17 protein-coding genes are annotated in these 16,324 nt (G+C 68.0%); 7 read left to right on the top strand and 10 right to left on the bottom strand.

Annotated elements, in window-relative coordinates; translation table 11 throughout:
• Nucleotides 1-30: 30 nt before the first annotated feature.
• On the bottom strand, nucleotides 31-1,629 hold the full coding sequence (abc-f, locus tag MicroSTF_RS01570) for a ribosomal protection-like ABC-F family protein (RefSeq protein WP_029261766.1): 1,599 nt from the start codon (nucleotides 1,627-1,629) through the stop codon (nucleotides 31-33).
• 162 nt (nucleotides 1,630-1,791) lie between these two features.
• On the opposite strand from abc-f, the gene MicroSTF_RS01565 reads away from it, so the two are divergent.
• The 4 genes from MicroSTF_RS01565 to MicroSTF_RS01550 all read left to right on the top strand — a co-directional run bounded on the left by MicroSTF_RS01565 (nucleotide 1,792) and on the right by MicroSTF_RS01550 (nucleotide 5,769).
• The gene (locus tag MicroSTF_RS01565) at nucleotides 1,792-2,409 is read left to right on the top strand and encodes a DedA family protein (protein ID WP_322953106.1); all 618 of its coding nucleotides are present in this window, start codon (nucleotides 1,792-1,794) and stop codon (nucleotides 2,407-2,409) included.
• Between the two features lie 5 nt (nucleotides 2,410-2,414).
• Nucleotides 2,415-3,677, top strand: a complete 1,263-nt coding sequence (locus MicroSTF_RS01560) for a sensor histidine kinase (protein WP_322953104.1) — start codon at nucleotides 2,415-2,417, stop codon at nucleotides 3,675-3,677.
• Complete coding sequence (locus tag MicroSTF_RS01555; RefSeq protein ID WP_021200749.1) at nucleotides 3,674-4,345, top strand: response regulator; 672 nt, start codon at nucleotides 3,674-3,676, stop codon at nucleotides 4,343-4,345. Before MicroSTF_RS01560 ends, MicroSTF_RS01555 begins: the two co-directional genes overlap by 4 nt.
• A gap of 98 nt (nucleotides 4,346-4,443) precedes the next feature.
• Nucleotides 4,444-5,769, top strand: a complete 1,326-nt coding sequence (locus MicroSTF_RS01550; protein ID WP_322953102.1) for an acyltransferase — start codon at nucleotides 4,444-4,446, stop codon at nucleotides 5,767-5,769.
• A 1-nt stretch (nucleotide 5,770) separates the two neighbouring features.
• Here MicroSTF_RS01550 and MicroSTF_RS01545 read toward each other — a convergent pair whose 3' ends face one another.
• Nucleotides 5,771-6,364: a CbiQ family ECF transporter T component gene (locus MicroSTF_RS01545; RefSeq protein ID WP_136024284.1), complete on the bottom strand. Its 594-nt coding sequence runs from the start codon at nucleotides 6,362-6,364 to the stop codon at nucleotides 5,771-5,773.
• Nucleotides 6,361-7,059 (bottom strand): energy-coupling factor ABC transporter ATP-binding protein, encoded by a 699-nt coding sequence (locus tag MicroSTF_RS01540; RefSeq protein ID WP_029260243.1) that lies wholly within the window; start codon nucleotides 7,057-7,059, stop codon nucleotides 6,361-6,363. Before MicroSTF_RS01540 ends, MicroSTF_RS01545 begins: the two co-directional genes overlap by 4 nt.
• 62 nt (nucleotides 7,060-7,121) lie before the next feature.
• On the opposite strand from MicroSTF_RS01540, the gene MicroSTF_RS01535 reads away from it, so the two are divergent.
• Nucleotides 7,122-7,706 (top strand): TetR family transcriptional regulator, encoded by a 585-nt coding sequence (locus MicroSTF_RS01535; RefSeq protein WP_297558424.1) that lies wholly within the window; start codon nucleotides 7,122-7,124, stop codon nucleotides 7,704-7,706.
• Here the strand turns inward: MicroSTF_RS01535 and MicroSTF_RS01530 are convergent.
• The 7 genes from MicroSTF_RS01530 to sufB form a co-directional block, all read right to left on the bottom strand.
• Nucleotides 7,669-9,036 carry an MFS transporter gene (locus MicroSTF_RS01530; RefSeq protein ID WP_322953096.1) on the bottom strand — a complete coding sequence of 456 codons (1,368 nt, stop codon included), beginning with the start codon at nucleotides 9,034-9,036 and terminating at the stop codon, nucleotides 7,669-7,671. The two genes, MicroSTF_RS01535 and MicroSTF_RS01530, sit on opposite strands and share 38 nt — an antisense overlap.
• Nucleotides 9,033-10,187, bottom strand: coding sequence for a MalY/PatB family protein (locus MicroSTF_RS01525; RefSeq protein WP_322953094.1), 1,155 nt, complete (start codon nucleotides 10,185-10,187; stop codon nucleotides 9,033-9,035). Before MicroSTF_RS01525 ends, MicroSTF_RS01530 begins: the two co-directional genes overlap by 4 nt.
• A gap of 89 nt (nucleotides 10,188-10,276) precedes the next feature.
• Nucleotides 10,277-10,606 (bottom strand): metal-sulfur cluster assembly factor, encoded by a 330-nt coding sequence (locus MicroSTF_RS01520; protein ID WP_021200756.1) that lies wholly within the window; start codon nucleotides 10,604-10,606, stop codon nucleotides 10,277-10,279.
• 9 nt (nucleotides 10,607-10,615) lie between these two features.
• Nucleotides 10,616-11,386, bottom strand: a complete 771-nt coding sequence (gene sufC / locus MicroSTF_RS01515; protein WP_021200757.1) for a Fe-S cluster assembly ATPase SufC — start codon at nucleotides 11,384-11,386, stop codon at nucleotides 10,616-10,618.
• Nucleotides 11,387-11,389: 3 nt separating this feature from the next.
• Complete coding sequence (locus tag MicroSTF_RS01510; RefSeq protein WP_017830403.1) at nucleotides 11,390-11,716, bottom strand: non-heme iron oxygenase ferredoxin subunit; 327 nt, start codon at nucleotides 11,714-11,716, stop codon at nucleotides 11,390-11,392.
• Complete coding sequence (sufD, locus tag MicroSTF_RS01505; protein WP_322953082.1) at nucleotides 11,713-12,930, bottom strand: Fe-S cluster assembly protein SufD; 1,218 nt, start codon at nucleotides 12,928-12,930, stop codon at nucleotides 11,713-11,715. Before sufD ends, MicroSTF_RS01510 begins: the two co-directional genes overlap by 4 nt.
• The gene (gene sufB, locus MicroSTF_RS01500) at nucleotides 12,930-14,348 is read right to left on the bottom strand and encodes a Fe-S cluster assembly protein SufB (protein ID WP_021200759.1); all 1,419 of its coding nucleotides are present in this window, start codon (nucleotides 14,346-14,348) and stop codon (nucleotides 12,930-12,932) included. The genes sufD and sufB overlap by 1 nt, the downstream gene beginning before the upstream one ends.
• A 233-nt stretch (nucleotides 14,349-14,581) precedes the next feature.
• Between sufB and MicroSTF_RS01495 the strand changes: the two genes are divergently transcribed.
• Together MicroSTF_RS01495 and MicroSTF_RS01490 are read left to right on the top strand one after the other, a co-directional pair.
• Complete coding sequence (locus MicroSTF_RS01495; RefSeq protein WP_322953078.1) at nucleotides 14,582-15,688, top strand: COX15/CtaA family protein; 1,107 nt, start codon at nucleotides 14,582-14,584, stop codon at nucleotides 15,686-15,688.
• Nucleotides 15,689-15,754: 66 nt separating this feature from the next.
• Nucleotides 15,755-16,276 (top strand): hypothetical protein, encoded by a 522-nt coding sequence (locus MicroSTF_RS01490; protein WP_322953076.1) that lies wholly within the window; start codon nucleotides 15,755-15,757, stop codon nucleotides 16,274-16,276.
• Nucleotides 16,277-16,324: the final 48 nt, after the last annotated feature.

The raw sequence follows: 16,324 nt of genomic DNA, 5'->3' as shown, positions 1-16,324 counted from the left end.
ATCCCGGGCCGCCGACACGGAACCGACCCCCTAGGCGAGCTCGATGAGGTCCTGGTACTCCTGGCTCCAGATGTCCTCGACCCCGTCCGGCAGGATCAGCACACGCTCGGGGTTGAGTGACTGCACGGCACCGGGGTCGTGCGAGACGAGCACGACTGCGCCCTCGTAGTGCGCGAGCGCACCGAGGATCTCCTCGCGCGAGGCAGGATCGAGGTTGTTGGTCGGCTCATCGAGCAGCAGCAGGTTCGCCGACGACACGACCAGCGTCGCGAGCGACAGACGGGTCTTCTCACCACCGGAGAGGACGCCGGCGGGCTTGAGCACGTCGTCACCCGTGAACAGGAACGACCCGAGCACCTTGCGCGCTTCGGTCTCCGTGATGTGCGGAGCGGCCGAGACCATGTTCTCGAGCACCGAGCGATTCACGTCGAGGTTCTCGTGCTCCTGCGCGTAGTAGCCGACCTTGAGGCCGTGCCCCGGCTCGAGCTGTCCCGTATCGGGCTGGTCGACTCCGGCGAGCATCCGCAGCAGGGTGGTCTTTCCTGCACCGTTGAGTCCGAGCACGACGACCTTCGAACCGCGATCGATCGCCAGGTCGACGTCGGTGAAGATCTCGAGCGAGCCGTACGACTTCGAGAGGCCGGAGGCCATCATCGGCGTCTTACCGCAAGGGGCGGGCTTCGGGAAGCGCAGCTTCGCCACCCGGTCCTCCTGACGCACCTCGTCCAGGCCGGCAAGCAGCTTCTCGGCGCGCGCGATCATCTGGTGCGCAGCAGCGGCCTTCGAAGCCTTCGCACCGAAGCGGGCGGCCTGCAGCTGCAGGGTCGTCGCCTTCTTCTCGGCGTTCGCGCGTTCCTTCTTGCGGCGCTCCTCATCAGCCACCCGCTGACGCAGGTAGTTCTTCCAGTTCATGTTGTACGTGTCGATGATCTGGCGGTTCGCGTCGAGGTAGAACACCCGGTTGACGGTCTCGCCGACGAGCTCCACATCGTGACTGATCACGATCAGCCCGCCCTTGTAGCCCTTGAGGAACTCGCGCAACCACACGACACTGTCGGCGTCGAGGTGGTTGGTCGGCTCGTCGAGGATCATCGTCTGCGCGTCGGAGAAGAGGATGCGCGCGAGTTCGATCCGACGGCGTTGACCGCCGGACAGCGTCGACAACGGCTGGTCGAGGATACGGTCGGGAAGCGACAGGTTGTTGGCGATGGACGCGGCTTCGGCTTCGGCCGCGTAGCCGCCCTGCGCCTCGAACTGCTCGGTGAGTCGGGCGTAGCGCTTCATGGCCTTGTCGGCCACCGCGGGGTCGTCGGAACCCATGGCGAGGGCCGCCTCGGTCATGCCGAGGTTGAGCTGACCGAGCCCGCGGGCATCGAGGATGCGCGTACGCGCGAGGTCTTCGGGATTGCCCGAACGAGGGTCCTGCGGCAGGTAGCCGAGTTCCCCGGAGCGGGTGACGCTTCCGCCCGACGGGAGCACGTCACCGGCGAGCACCTTGGTGAGCGTGGTCTTCCCGGCCCCGTTGCGGCCGACGAGTCCGATCTTGTCTCCGTCGGCGACGCGGAACGAGACGTTCTCCATCAGCAGGCGCGCGCCAACGCGGATCTCGAGGTCGTGCACGGCAAGCACAGCGGACGTCCGTTCTTTCGGGGAGGTTGTCGGCCGATCGGCCAGCCTCCCAGTATAAGCGGCGTCGCCGGGAGTCGCGCTCAGCAAGATCACTCCGAAGGGTGAGGGTCCCGATACCCGAGAGGGATGCCCGGCTCGGGATCCGCTGCATAACGTACGGGAGTGGACATCCTCAACGAGCTCATCATGCAGGCGATCGCCTCGCCCTGGCTGTATCTGGTCCTGTTCGCCGTCACCGTCATCGACGGCTTCTTCCCCCCGGTTCCCAGCGAGACCGTGCTCGTCGCCGCGGCGGCGGTCGCCGCCTCCACCGGCGAGGGAAACCTGGTGCTCCTCGGGCTCGTCGCCGCGATCGGTGCGGCGATCGGAGACAACGTCGCCTTCGTCATCGGGCGAGCGGTGGGCACGACGAGGTTCGCGTGGATGCGACGCCCCCGGGTGGCGGCGGCATTCGCTCACGCCCAGCGCGCACTCGACCGTCGGAGCGCGACGCTCATCCTCGGTGCCCGCTACATCCCGGTCGGTCGGGTCGCCGTCAACATGAGCGCGGGCGCTCTCCACTTCCCCTGGCGGCGCTTCCTCCCCTTGAGCCTCATCGCCGGGGTCAGCTGGAGCGTGTTCAGCCTCGCGATCGGTCTGCTCGCCGGCGCCTGGATCAAAGACCAGCCCCTGCTCAGCGCTGGGCTCGGCATCGTCATCGCCCTCGTCATCGGGTTCGTGATCGACCGGATCGCCGCGGCCCGTCGCCGCCGTGCGCCGGCGCCCCAGCTGGCAGGATGACAGTCATGGCACGACGCCGGGAGCGCACACCGCTCCACCAACGGATCAACCGCCGCACCTCCGCCCTCGTGGCGCTGGGTGCGGCGGTCGTGGCGCTGTACGCGGTGCTCGTCCCGCTGCAGACCCTCCTGTACGGCACACCGCTGCCGCTGTCGTTCATCCTCGGAGCTGTGCTGTGCGCTTCGCCGCTCCTCGCGATCTCACGTCCTCGCTGGGCTCTCATCCTGTTCACGGCGAGTGCGTTCACCCTGCCGCTCACGGTCGTGCCGGAGCTGGCGATCCAGTCTCCCTGGCCGTGGTCCGTTCCGGCACTCCTCGTCTTCGTCCTCTTCGTCGGCGTCGTCACTTTCCTCCATGGGACGAGGATCGGTGCCTTCGCCCTGATCCTCGGGGCGATCGCCTCGCTTCTCGCCCCCGTGCTCCGGCCCGACATGGTCGCCCTCCCGGCGTCATCCGCCAGTGCGACCGCCGACCTGATCGTCACGACTGCAGTCGCTTCCGCGATGTTCCTCATCGCAGCGCTGATAGCCGGGCGCGTCCGCGTCGCCGCCGAGCTGACGCGCGAGAAGGAGCACAGCGCGCTCGAGGAGGCCAGGCGCGCGCTCGTCGAAGAGCGCACACGGATCGCCAGGGAGCTGCACGACGTCGTCGCCCACAGCATGTCGGTGATCCAGGTGCAGGCCTCGACGGCCAAGTATCGGATTCCCGAGCTCGGCACCGCCGCCATCACGGAGTTCGACGACATCGCCGCCACCGCCCGGACCTCGCTCACGGAGATGCGACGCATGCTCGGGGTGCTCCGCACCGAAGACCAGAGCGCCGAACTGGCCCCGCAGCAAGGTGTCGACGACATCCCCGCCCTGGTCGACAGCATCCGCCGCGCCGGTGTCGACGTCGGACTCGTCCTCGAGGGAACCGAAACCGCCTCCGCCACACCTGCTGTCCAGATCGCCGCCTTCCGCATCGTGCAGGAGGCACTGAGCAACGCCGTGCGACACGCACCCGGTGCGCGCATCGCCGTGCGCGTGCGCGCAGAGGCGCGCAGCATCCACATCCAGGTGCACAACGACGCACCGCCGCACCGCGCCGAGAGTCACGGCACCGGCTACGGGCTCCGGGGCATGCGGGAGCGCGCCGAGATCCTCGGCGGCAGTCTCTCCGCCGGCCCCGCGTCCGACGGAGGATGGGATGTCGACGCCGTCCTCCCCCTCGACGCCGCCCCGGCCGGCACGCCTTCATCCCCTTCCCCTGACAAGGAGAGCCTGTGACCATCAGCGTCCTCATCGCCGACGACCAGGCCATGGTTCGAGCGGGGTTCGCCGCGCTCCTCGACGCCCATGACGGCATCCGTGTCACCGGGCAGGCGGCGAACGGTGCGGAAGCGGTCACCCTCGCCGCGCGTCTCGATCCCGATGTGATCCTCATGGATGTGCGCATGCCGGAGCTCGACGGGATCGAGGCCACGAGGCGCATCCTCGGCCCCTCCTATCCGGCCGCGCACGTACCTCGAATCCTGATGCTCACCACATTCGACATCGACGACTACGTGTACGACGCGCTCGAGGCCGGCGCCAGCGGCTTCCTGCTGAAGGATGCTCTACCGGAGGAGCTCGTGCACGCGGTTCGGGTCGTCGCGGACGGCGATGCGCTGCTCGCGCCCAGCGTGACGCGCCGCATGATCGAGCAGTTCGCCGGCCGCCGCCCCCGCGCACCGCGCTCGGCGACGGCTCTCGCCGAGCTCACGGATCGCGAGCGCGAGGTGCTCGTGCTCATCGGTCGAGGTCGTTCCAACACCGAGATCGCCGCCGATCTCTTCATCGCAGAGCAGACCGTCAAGACGCATGTCGGCAAGGTGCTCGCCAAACTGAGCCTGCGAGACCGCGTGCACGCCGTGATCCTCGCGTACGACACCGGACTCGTCGAACCGTCGTCCTGACTCACCCCGTCGTAGGGGGTCGTGACGGCACCCACGGGTGATGCCCTCGCCGGCACCACCTCCATAGTCTCCTGGAACATCGCTTCCGAGGAGGACTCATGGCCATCGTCCAGGCACCGCGCGCCGTCAGCACCACGGCTCCCCCACGCGCATCCCGCGACACCGGGATCGACTTCCTCCGGGCCCTCTGCGTCCTCGGGGTCGTGCTCCTGCACGCCATCATGGTCGGCGTCACCGTGACCGATTCCGGACCGGTCTTCGCCAATGCCAGCGACGGGACCGGATGGATCGCGCCGCTCAGCTGGTTCCTCCAGGTGATGCCCCTGTTCTTCGTCATCGGAGGGTTCTCGGGTCTGCTGGCCTACCGGCGGATGCATCAGCGCGGAGGCACGGCCATCGGCTTCGTCGCCGGCCGTGTGCATCGACTGCTGCGTCCGGCGATCTTCACGATCGCGGTCATCGCACTCGCACTCGCGCTGCTCACGGTCTTCGGCGTTCCCGCCGACCTCATCGCGACGGCGGGATTCCGATACGGGCAGCCGCTGTGGTTCCTGGGCGTCTTCCTGCTCTGTCAGGCTCTGCTCCCTCTTCTCGCCTCCGCCCATGAACGCGCACCGCTGGGCACGATCGGCGCGCTGGTGCTCGCCTCGATCACCGTCGACGTGCTGCGCACAGCCACCGGCATCGACGGGCTGGGGTTCCTGAACCTCGCTTTCGTGTGGATGACCCTCCAGCAGCTCGGGTTCTTCCTGGCCGACGGCAGCATCGACCGCCTCGCCAGGCGCGTACGCGCCACCGCCGGGATCACGGCCCTCCTTCTGCTCGTCGCGACCTTCGCCTTCGGCATCTACTCCCCCGACCTCATCGCGAACATCAACCCGCCGACCGCGGCGCTCCTCCTCGTCGGAATTGCGCACACCAGCCTGCTGTCACTGCACCGCGAGCGTCTCGAACGGTTCAGCCGTCGGCCGCGGGTCGCCGCGTTCACCGCCTTCGTGACGGTGCGCACCATGACGATCTACCTCTGGCACATGCCGGTACTGCTCCTGATGGCCGGTGTCACCGCAGTGTACGCACTCGTCGCCGGAGCCAGCCTGCCGGCGTTGGACAGCGCGGGATGGTGGGCCGGGCGTCCCCTCTGGCTGGCGACGGCTCTCGCTCTCACCGCTCTCGTCGCCGTCGCCTTCACGCGATTCGAGTCGCAGCCCGCGCCCTCGGCGACGACCTCGATGCACCGCATCGTCATCGGAACCTTGAGCGGTCTGGTCGGGATCGTGCTCCTTCTGGTGCTCGGCACCTCGGTATCGACCGCGCTGATCGCGATCGCGCTGATCGGCGCCGCGCTGCGACTCTCGTCGCTGTCGGCTTCTCAGCGACCGACACAGCGAGCACGAGTCGCAGTCAACGCGCCCGTGCCGGCCTGAGTCAGACGATGCCCCGGGCCGCCAGCGCTTCGCCGACGTCATCCGCGTGCCGCAATGCGAGCACCAGCAGCGGCACGACCGTGCGGATCCCCAGGCGCACATCGCGGGCCTGCTCGGCTTCGCGCACGCGTGCGGCGAACCCGGCGATCACCGGGACTGTCGTGAGGGTGAGCGATATCGTCAGCGCCACCGCCTCCGGATCGACCCCCATGCTGCGAAGCGGACGGAGGAGACGATGGAGCACCGCGAGAAGGTCCGACATCCGAGTGGTCAGGGTCAGCAGGCTCGCCAGGAGGAGCACCGCCACGACCCTCCCTGTGCTGATCCACGCGGCGACGGGCGACACGAAGATGAGCAGCGCCGCGGCGAGGACGAGGACGATCCAGCGCAGACGCCAGGCCTCCGTGACGAGCACACGGAACGGTAGTCCGCTCAGGCCGTACAGCCCCACGACGATCGCGAGCGAGACGCCGATGCTCAGCGAGTCGTGCGGATACAGCGAGAGCACGAGGGCGCCGACAGCCAGGGCCGCGAGTTTGAACCCTGCCGGCGCTCGATGGATGAGCCCCGTTCCCGGACGGTAGAGCGGGATCATGCGCACGCCCGCCGGTAGGCGTCGATCACGCGCGCCGGCTCACCGGAGGCGGCGATCCTCCCGTCCTCGAAGAGCAGCGCGGCGTCGCAGCGGGCAGCGAGGTCGAGGTCGTGCGTGACCACCACCACCTGCGCCTGCTGTGCGAGCAGGAGGTCGCCGATGCGGCGGGCGTTCCGTAGATCCAGCAGCGTAGTCGGCTCGTCGGCGACGATCACGCGCGGTTGCGCGATGAGCACCGACGCCAGCGCGAGCATCTGCTTCTGCCCACCGGACAGCATCGATGCCGGGACCTCGGCGTGCGCGCCCAGTCCGTTCGTCTCGAGGGTCTCCTGGACGCGCGCGGCCACTTCCGCCTTCGGGCGACCGCGCAACGACAGCGCGAGATCCTCGGCCGGTGTCGGCATGAGGATCTGCGCATCCGGATTGGTGAAGACGAAGCCCACGAGGCGGCGCACCGCTGCACGCTCCTGCACGGTGTCATGTCCGTGCACACGCACGGTGCCGCTGTGGGGTGTGACGAGTCCGTTCAGCAGCCTCGCGAACGTCGACTTCCCCGAACCGTTCGCCCCGATCACGGCGATCGTGGAAGCCGTGAGCTCGACGCTGATGTCATGCAGCACCGAACGTCCGTCGAGTTGCACCGACACCCGCTCGAGCGTGATCGGAGCCCCGGCGACCTGAGGGCACCCCGTCATCTGATCTCCCCGTCACGGTCCTGAACACTGTTCACCTGAACGTCGTTCACTATAATCGGAGCATGAGTCCCGAGCACAATCCGGCACGTCACGACCGCGACAGCGTGACCAGGCGCGCTCTCGCCCTGCTCGACGAGGTGGGACTCGCCGATCTCTCGATGCGGCGCATCGCCGCCGGGCTCGACGTGCAACCCAGCGCGCTCTACTGGCACTTCGCGAGCAAGCAGGAGCTGCTGGCCGAACTCGCCGACCGGATCACCGCATCGATCCCTCACGGGAGCACCGACGTCCTCACGACCGCGCGCGGCATCCGCGACGCACTCTTCGCCTACCGTGACGGCGCCGAACTGGTCCTCAGCACCTATGCGCTCCAACTCGGCTCGTCGCAGGCGCAGACCGCGCTGACCGATGCGCTCCGCGCGCAGGGAGCCCCCGATGCGGATGACCGTGGAGCCGCGATCCTGCATTTCGTGCTCGGACACGCAACGCTCGTCCAACAGCGCATGCATGCCGACAGCCACGGCGCTCTGCCCGACGCCGGCGCTCTCGACGTCACCGCCGGACTCGATGGCGTGTTCGACCTCGGGGTCACCGCCCTCGCGGGAGCCCTCAGCGCGCCGGCGCCTCCGCCGCGTGCCCGAGCCTGAGCCCGGGTACGACAGCCAACGCGACGAGAGCGATACAGAACGCGAAGACCGCGCTGAACGCCCCGGCCTCGCCGCCGAGCGTCGCGACACCGAGACCGGCGAGTGCGATGGCGACGGCCGATCCGGCCGCGTCCGAAATCGACAACGCGGAGGAGTTGAACCCCTGATTGGTCTCGTCCGAGTAGGCCAGGGTCAGGACGGTGAGGCGTGGATAGAGCAGTCCCATCCCGCCGCCGGCGAATGCCCAGCCCACCACCACGACGGCCGCCGAGACGTCGAACACGGCGGCGGTGAGCACGCACAGCATCGCGACCAGGAGTGACCCCAGGCTGATCGTCGTGATGCGGTGATTCCCGAGTCTCTCGCCGAACCGTCCCTGCAGGGCCGAGGCACCCGCCCACGCGAGGGCCGCGAGCATGAGGGCGACGCCCGCCCAGGTCGCGCTGAAGTCGAACTTCTTCATCAGCAGATAGGGGATGTAGGCCTCCGCAGCGAAGAAGGCTCCCGCCACTATTCCTCGCATGAGCACCACGCTGGGAAGCCCCAGCCCTGCCCGCAAGGTACGCCGCGGCAGGAGTGGCAGCACGGCGAAGCCGATCGCCAGCACGGCGCCGAGCGCCACCGGCCATCTGATCGAGGGGGTCATCTCGGCGGAGAAGCCGACGACGACGGCGAGGACCGCGACGACGACCGCGAGCAGCAGGCGGACGATGAGCGTACGGCGATCCTGCGGCTCGCCACGCCCGAGGTCGACCCCACGGAGGCGGACGGCGATCATCAGGAACGCCGCAGCGGTGAGCACGGCCACGCCCAGGAAGGCCCAGCGCCAATCGAGATACTCGGCGACGGCGCCCGCCAGAAACGGACCGACCATGGACGGCACGACCCACGCCGCGGCGAAGGCGGCGAAGATCCGACCGTGCAGATGGGGCGGATACAAGCGTGCGACCACGACGTACAGTGCGACCGTCTGCCCTCCCGTCCCGAGCCCCTGGACGAGGCGTCCGACCAGGAACTGATGCATCGTGACGGCGAAGCCCGAGAGGAGCAGGCCGATGATGAAGAGCGTCACCGCGACGTAGAGGGCACCGCGGGGGCCGCGGGCATCTGACCAGGCTCCGGTCGCGACCATGCCGATCACGCTCGTCGCGAGGGTTCCCGCGAAGGCCACGGCGAACAGGGCCTCACCATCGAGAGCCCCGCTGACGATCGGCATCACCGTCGTGACGGCCAGAGCCTCGATCGCCGCGAGGAAGATCAGCGCGACCGCGCCGAGAGTCACCCAGATCCGTTGGCGATCCCAGATCGTCGCGGCGTCGGCGGCGGTCATCGGCCGACGAGCGACGCGATGCGCTCGATGGCCTCGGTGAGGATCTCGGGGCTGGTGCCGAAGTTCAGTCGCACGTGGCCCGCGCCCTCCGCGCCGAACGACGGCCCGAAGTGCAGGGCGACCTTGGCGTCCTTGAGGATGCGCCGAGCGGGGTTGTCGCCCCACTCCAGTGCGGAGAGATCTATCCAGGCGAGGTAGCCCGCATCGGGGATGCGGTAGCGCGCGCCGGGAAGACGGGCGGCGAGAAGATCCTCGAGCAGCACGCGGTTCTCGTCGAGAGTGCGCAGCAGACCGTCGAGCCACTCATCGCTCTCCTCCGAGAACGCCGCGACGGCCGCGAGCAGCCCGAACTGCCCCGTTCGCCATTCGACCTCGACCGGAAGACGTCGGACGACGGCGCTGGTCGCGTCGTCGGCGGTGACCATGAGGGCGCACTTGAGCCCGGCGAGGTTGAACGCCTTGCTGGCGCTCACGACGGCGTAGCCCACCCGCTGCGCGGCGTCGCTCACGGACAGGAAAGGGGTGAACCCCGTGCCCGGTTGGGCGAGCGGAGCATGGATCTCGTCCGAGACGACCGCGACGCCGTACTCGTCGGCCAGCTCCGCGAGCGCTGCGAGACTGTCCCGATCGTGCACCGTGCCGGTGGGGTTGTGCGGGTTGCAGAGCAGGATCGCCGTCGCACCGTCGTCGAACGCCGCGCGGATCCCGTCGATGTCGAGCTCCCAGCCGGTGCCGGTATCGCGAAGCGGTACCCGTTCGACCTCTGCACCGGCCTCGGCGACCAGATCGTAGAAGGGCGGGTACACGGGCGGCGTCACGACGATCCGCTCCCCCGGCTGCGTCACGCGACGCAGGATCTCCACGATCCCCATGCTCACGTCAGCCGTGCTGCGCATCCGGGCCGGGTCAGGGTCCCACCCGTAGCGTCGGTTCGCGAAGGCCGCGAACGACTCCGCGAGCGGCGTGCGCGAGGCGACATACCCTGTGTCACCGATCTCCACGGCACGCTGCAACGCCGTCGAGATGGCCGGAGCCAACGGGAAATCGGTCTCCGCGACGAACAGCGGCAAGACGTCGGCGGGGTACTCCCGCCACTTCTCGCTGCTGCGCTCGCGGAGTTCCGCAAGAGGCAGGGCCTTCACCTGAAGCATTGGTTCTCCCGAGGTTCCGACACGCGCCGTCGCGGTGCCATCCGATCCGACGCGCGCCGATGATGCCTTCCGGCAATGCTCCTGCGGGGTCAGATAGCGAAGCCGAGGGCGCGCATCATATCGCGTCCGTCATCCGTGATCCGCTCCGGACCCCACGGCGGCATCCAGACCCAGTTGATCCGGAAGCGATCGACGACGCTGTCCAGAGCCTGGGCGGTCTGGTCCTCGAGGACGTCCGTGAGCGGGCAGCCGGCGCTGGTCAGCGTCATGTGGATGACGAGAGCATCGTTCTCGTCATCCCAGGCGAGGTCGTAGATGAGGCCGAGGTCGACGACGTTGATCCCGAGCTCGGGGTCCATGACGTCTTTGAGAGCCTCAGTGACCGCGTCGTACTTCTCGTCCGTGAGGGTCGCTGTCATGCGATCAGCCTACGCCTCGATGGGGGCTGCAGGGTCGAGGAAACGGTCGTATCCCTCGTTCTCCAGCCGGTCCGCGAGCTCGGGGCCCCCCTCTTCGACGATCTTGCCCGCGACCACCACGTGGACGAAGTCGGGCCGGATGTAGCGGAGGATACGGGTGTAGTGCGTGATCAGCAGCACGCCGAGCCCGGTGGACTCCTTCGCACGGTTGACGCCCTCGGAGACGATCTTGAGCGCGTCGACGTCGAGGCCGGAGTCGGTCTCGTCGAGGATCGCGAACTTCGGCTTCAGCACCTCGAGCTGCAGGATCTCGTGACGCTTCTTCTCGCCACCGGAGAAGCCCTCGTTGACGTTGCGCTGCGCGAACTTCGGGTCCATGCGCAGGTTCGACATGGCCGCCTTGACGTCCTTGGTCCAGCCGCGGATCGCCGGCGCTTCGCCGTCGAGTGCCGTCTTGGCCGTGCGCAGGAAGTTCGTCACCGTGACGCCGGGGATCTCGACCGGGTACTGCATCGCGAGGAAGAGGCCGGCGCGGGCCCGCTCGTCGACGCTCATCTCCAGGACATCCTGGCCGTCGAACGTGATCGAACCGGAGGTCACCGTGTACTTGGGGTGCCCGGCGATCGTGTAGGCCAGCGTCGACTTGCCAGAGCCGTTGGGGCCCATGATGGCGTGGGTCTCACCCGTGTTCATAGTGAGGTTGATTCCGTTGAGGATCGGGGTGGTCCCCGCATCGGTCTCGACCGTCACATGCAGGTCGCGGATCTCGAGAACAGACATTCTTCAGACTTCCTTAATCACAGTCGGATCGATGAGCACGTCGTCGCCGTCGATCTGGACGACGTAGACGGGGACGGGCTCATATGCGGGGAGATTCTGGGGCTTGCCGGTGAGCAGCGAGAAGGCGGAGCCATGGGCCCAGCACTCCACGGTGTCACCCTCGACGAAGCCCTCGGACAACGAGATGTCGCCGTGGGTGCAGGTGTCGCCGATGGCGTGGATGACGCCCTCGCCGTCTTTGATCACCGTGATGGGGACGCCGCCCGGGTCCACGCGCAGCGGCATGTCCTGTTCGAGGTCGGCGACGCCGCAGACGCGCTCGGCGGTCATGCGCTCACCTCGGCGAGCTCCGTCTCGATCGCTGCCAGCAGTTCGGTCTCGAGGGTAGGGATGCCGAGGCGCTGCACGATGTCGGTGAGGAACCCGAGCACGACCAGACGTCGCGCCTCCTCCTCGGTGATGCCGCGAGCCTGCAGGTAGAACAGCTGCTCGTCGTCGAACCGACCGGTGGCACTCGCGTGTCCGGCGCCGAGGATGTCACCGGTCTCGATCTCGAGGTTCGGGATGGAGTCGGCACGCGCACCCTCCGTCAGCACCAGGTTGCGGTTCGCCTCGTAGGAGTCGGTTCCGGTCGCGTCGGCGCCGATCAACACGTCGCCGATCCACACGCTGTGCGCGCCCTCACCCTGCAGCGCGCCCTTGTAGAGGACATCGCCCTTGGTGTGGGGTCCCTTGTGGTGCAGGTAGACCTGACTCTCGAGGTGCTGCCCGGCATCCGCGTACGAGAGCCCGTACAGGTACCCCTCGGACCCGGCGCCCGTCAGCTCAACGCTCGGGTTGACGCGGACCACTCCGCCGCCGAAGCTGATCACGAAATGCCGGAGAGTCGCGTCTGCTCCGACCGTCGCCTGGTGAGCGGACGCGTGAACCGCGTCGTCTTCCCAGCGCTGGAGACTGACGACGGTGAGCTTGGCTCCGTCGCGCACGATGATCTCGACGTTCTGCGCATACTGCGCGGAACCGGAGTGCGCGAGCACGATGGTGCCGCGCGAATGCGGGAGGGCTTCGATGAGGATCTGCCCGAAAGCGCGCTTGTCTGCACCCTTCCCCTCGACCGGGACGATGATCGGCTCGTCGAGTTCGGCCTCGGCAGGGATCTGGATGTGCAGACCGCGGGGGCTGTGCTTCCACGCGAGGGCGCTCGGCAGATCCTCGGGGCGGAAGAACTCGCCGTACGGGCCCTTCTCGTCCGCAGACGGCTCGAGGAACGCTTCGGCCGCGCCGAGACCATAGGTCACCGCGTCCTCGTCTCCCTGCTCGTCGGTGAAGAGTCCGCCGAAATTCGCGACCGGCGTGTGCTTCCAGTTGACCTCGCGCCCGGTCGGGGCGCCGAAATCAGCGGGGTCGAAGGAGTGCGGGCGCTCCGAGCGGGTCTGCACGGGGACGAATCCCGCGGCGGCGACCTGTGCCGCCGGATCGATGTGCGCGCTCGCGGGCGCGTCGGTGTTCTGCGCCTCGGCGGGCGCTGTCGTCGAGGCCGTCACTAGCCGACCGATCCTTCCATGCCCATCTCGATGAGCTTGTTCAGTTCCATCGCGTACTCCATGGGAAGCTCCCGTGCGATCGGCTCGATGAAGCCGCGCACGATCATCGCCATTGCCTCGTCCTCGGGCATGCCGCGGGACTGCAGGTAGAACAGCTGCTCCTCGCTCACCTTCGAGACCGTGGCCTCATGGCCGAGCTGCACGTCGTCGACACGGATGTCGATGGCCGGGTAGGTGTCGGAGCGGGACTTGGTGTCCACGAGCAGAGCGTCGCAGCGCACCGTGTTGGCGGAGTGGTGCGCCGCCGCGTCGACGCGCACCTCGCCGCGGTATCCGGCACGTCCGCCACCACGAGCGATCGACTTCGAGACGATCGACGACTGCGTGTAGGGCGCCATGTGGATCATCTTGGCGCCGGCATCCTGGTGCTGACCGGGACCGGCGAAGGCGACGGACAGGGTCTCGCCCTTGGCGTGCTCGCCCATCAGATAGATCGACGGGTACTTCATCGTGACCTTGGAGCCGATGTTGCCGTCGACCCACTCCATGGTCGCGCCCTCGTACGCCACGGCGCGCTTGGTGACCAGGTTGTAGACGTTGTTCGACCAGTTCTGGATCGTCGTGTACCGAACGCGGGCGTTCTTCTTCACGATGATCTCGACGACGGCCGAGTGCAGGGAGTCCGACTTGTAGATCGGAGCCGTGCAGCCCTCGATGTAGTGGACATAGCTGTCCTCGTCGGCGATGATGAGCGTCCGCTCGAACTGCCCCATGTTCTCGGTGTTGATGCGGAAGTAGGCCTGCAGCGGGATCTCGACGTGCACGCCCTTCGGGACGTACACGAACGAACCGCCAGACCACACGGCGGTGTTCAGCGCAGCGAACTTGTTGTCGCCTGCGGGGATGACGGTGCCGAAGTACTCCTCGAAGAACTCGGGGTGCTCGCGCAGTGCCGTGTCGGTGTCCATGAAGATGACGCCCTGGGCTTCGAGGTCTTCGCGGATCTGGTGGTAGACGACCTCGGACTCGTACTGAGCCGCGACGCCGGCCACGAGGCGCTGACGCTCGGCCTCGGGGATGCCGAGGCGCTCATAGGTCTCGCGGATCTCGGCGGGAAGGTCTTCCCACGTCTGCGCCTGCTTCTCGGTGGAGCGGACGAAGTACTTGATGTTGTCGAAGTCGATCTCGCTGAGGTCTGCACCCCAGGTCGGCATCGGCTTGCGCCCGAAGAGCTGGTACCCCTTGAGACGGGTCTTCAGCATCCATTCGGGCTCATTCTTGAGGCTCGAGATCCCACGGACGACGTCTTCGGAGATGCCGCGTTTCGCGATGGCACCCGCAGCATCCTCATCGTGCCAGCCGAATTCGTACACCCCCAGACCGTCAAGCTCCGGGCGGTCGATCAGCACATCCGACATCCAACACTCTCCTCACAGGTCCCAAACGGTGTCATCCGCCCCGACACACCTGATCCCCGTCGAGTCTGCGGGAGCGGGTGCCGTTGGTGGGCCCTCATCACCGGCGCTTCCATCGCGCCTAAACTGTTGACGATGCTTCAGCGCTGTCAGCGCTCATCGCAACAATCCGATTCTACAGGTTCCGCCTGACAGACGGGCCATGCCCGCCGCGTCCCGTGCGGTCCGGAGGACTTATGCCCGAGACGATGATCCCCACCAGCTCGACGACGCCGGCGGTCCCCGCCCGTTCCTCGTCCTGGGGGCGCGCGTTGACGGTCTTCGCGTGGTTGTCGTTCATCAGCGAGACCATCATCATCGGCACCGGCGGCGCCGTCCGTCTCACCGGATCGGGCCTGGGATGCTCGGACTGGCCCCTGTGCACGCCGGACTCACTGGTGCCGATCCTCGAGGTGCAGGGCATCCACGGGATCATCGAGTTCGGCAACCGTCTGATGACCGGCGTGGTCGGGATCATCGCGCTGGTCGTGGTGCTGCTGGTGCTGCGTCTGTTCAGCGGGAAGCGCGGCCTCGTCAACGCGCTCTGGTTCGCGGCCGGCGGCCTCGTCGCCGCGGGTGTCGCCTACGCCATCGCCGCTCCGTTCCACATCCCCGCCTTCCCGATCGCCTCCGGTGTCCTGCTCATCGCGGTCATCGCCGCGGCTGTCCGATCCGTGCGCACGACTCCCGCGAGACGGGACCTCGTCCTGCTCGCCTGGCTCACGCTGATCGGCGTGGTCGCGCAGGCGCTCGTCGGCGGCATCACGGTCCTCACCGGACTCAACCCGTTCATCGTGGGCTTCCACTACACCTCGTCGCTGCTGCTCGTGTGCATCACCGCGGCCTTCCTCGTGCGGTTGAAGACCTCCCCCGGACCGCGCGAGCGTGCGGTGCCCTCCTGGTTCGCCGTCGTCACGCACGTGACCGGCCTGGCTCTGGCCGTCACGATCGTCTTCGGCGTGCTGACCACCGGTTCCGGCCCGCACTCGGGCGACGCCGATGTGCTGCGTCACGGGTTCGACGCGACCGTGCTGGCACACGTGCACTCGTGGCCGGGCTACATCCTGGCGGCGCTAGTGCTGTTCCTCACGGTCGCGGCGTGGGTGCTGCGACTCGAGCCGCGCCGGTGGCTGCTCGTCCTCGTCCTCGCGATCCTCGTGCAGGTCGGCGTCGGCGTCTGGCAGGCCAGAGAGGGCCTCCCGCCTCTCCTCGTCGGCATCCACATGGTCTTGGCCTCGCTCTCCGCCGCGACCTACACCGTGGTCGTGCTGCACCTCAAGCGCACGGCCGCAGCCGCGGACTGACCCCGCACAGGCGATCCACAGGCGGCGCATCGTCGACTCATCAGGATGTCGGCGATGATGGTCCGCATGAACAAGTCACTCACACGAAGCATCGGATTCTGGCTCCTCCTGGTCGTGTCCCTCGCCACGACGGCGGTCGGCGCCTGGCTGATCTCCGGTCAGATCGGCACGATGACGACCACGCTGCTCGATGGCACCGCCACCGGCGTCGAGGTATACGTCGGTCAGTCGCTCGTCGTGGTGGGTGCCGGCGTGCTCGCAGCCGGAATCGTCGGCATCCTGCTGACCCTCGGACTCGTCGCTGCACGTTCACTCGTCCCCACGCCCGCCCCGGCCGTCGTCGAAGCGATCGACTGGACCGTCGAGACCGACGAGACGCCCGCCCCTGTCGCGGTCGCCCCTTCGGTCGGCACCACGCCGTCGACCGACGCCACTCCTGTGTCCGAGGACGTGGCGACCGACGCCGTTCCCGAGACCGCGGCCACGAACGACACGGCCACGAACGACACCGCCACGAATGACGCGGCCACGAACGGCGCGCCCGCGACCGACGCCGAGCCGGACAGCACTCCGCCGATCACCCGCTGATCGTCGGAACGGATGACGACGGAGCGGCGCCGAGGAATTCCTCGGCGC

This window comes from Microbacterium sp. STF-2, from assembly GCF_034650155.1.
GTDB lineage: Bacteria > Actinomycetota > Actinomycetes > Actinomycetales > Microbacteriaceae > Microbacterium > Microbacterium maritypicum_A.
The sequence above is the reverse complement of the archived record's forward strand: the minus strand, read 5'-3'. Positions and strand labels throughout refer to the sequence as shown.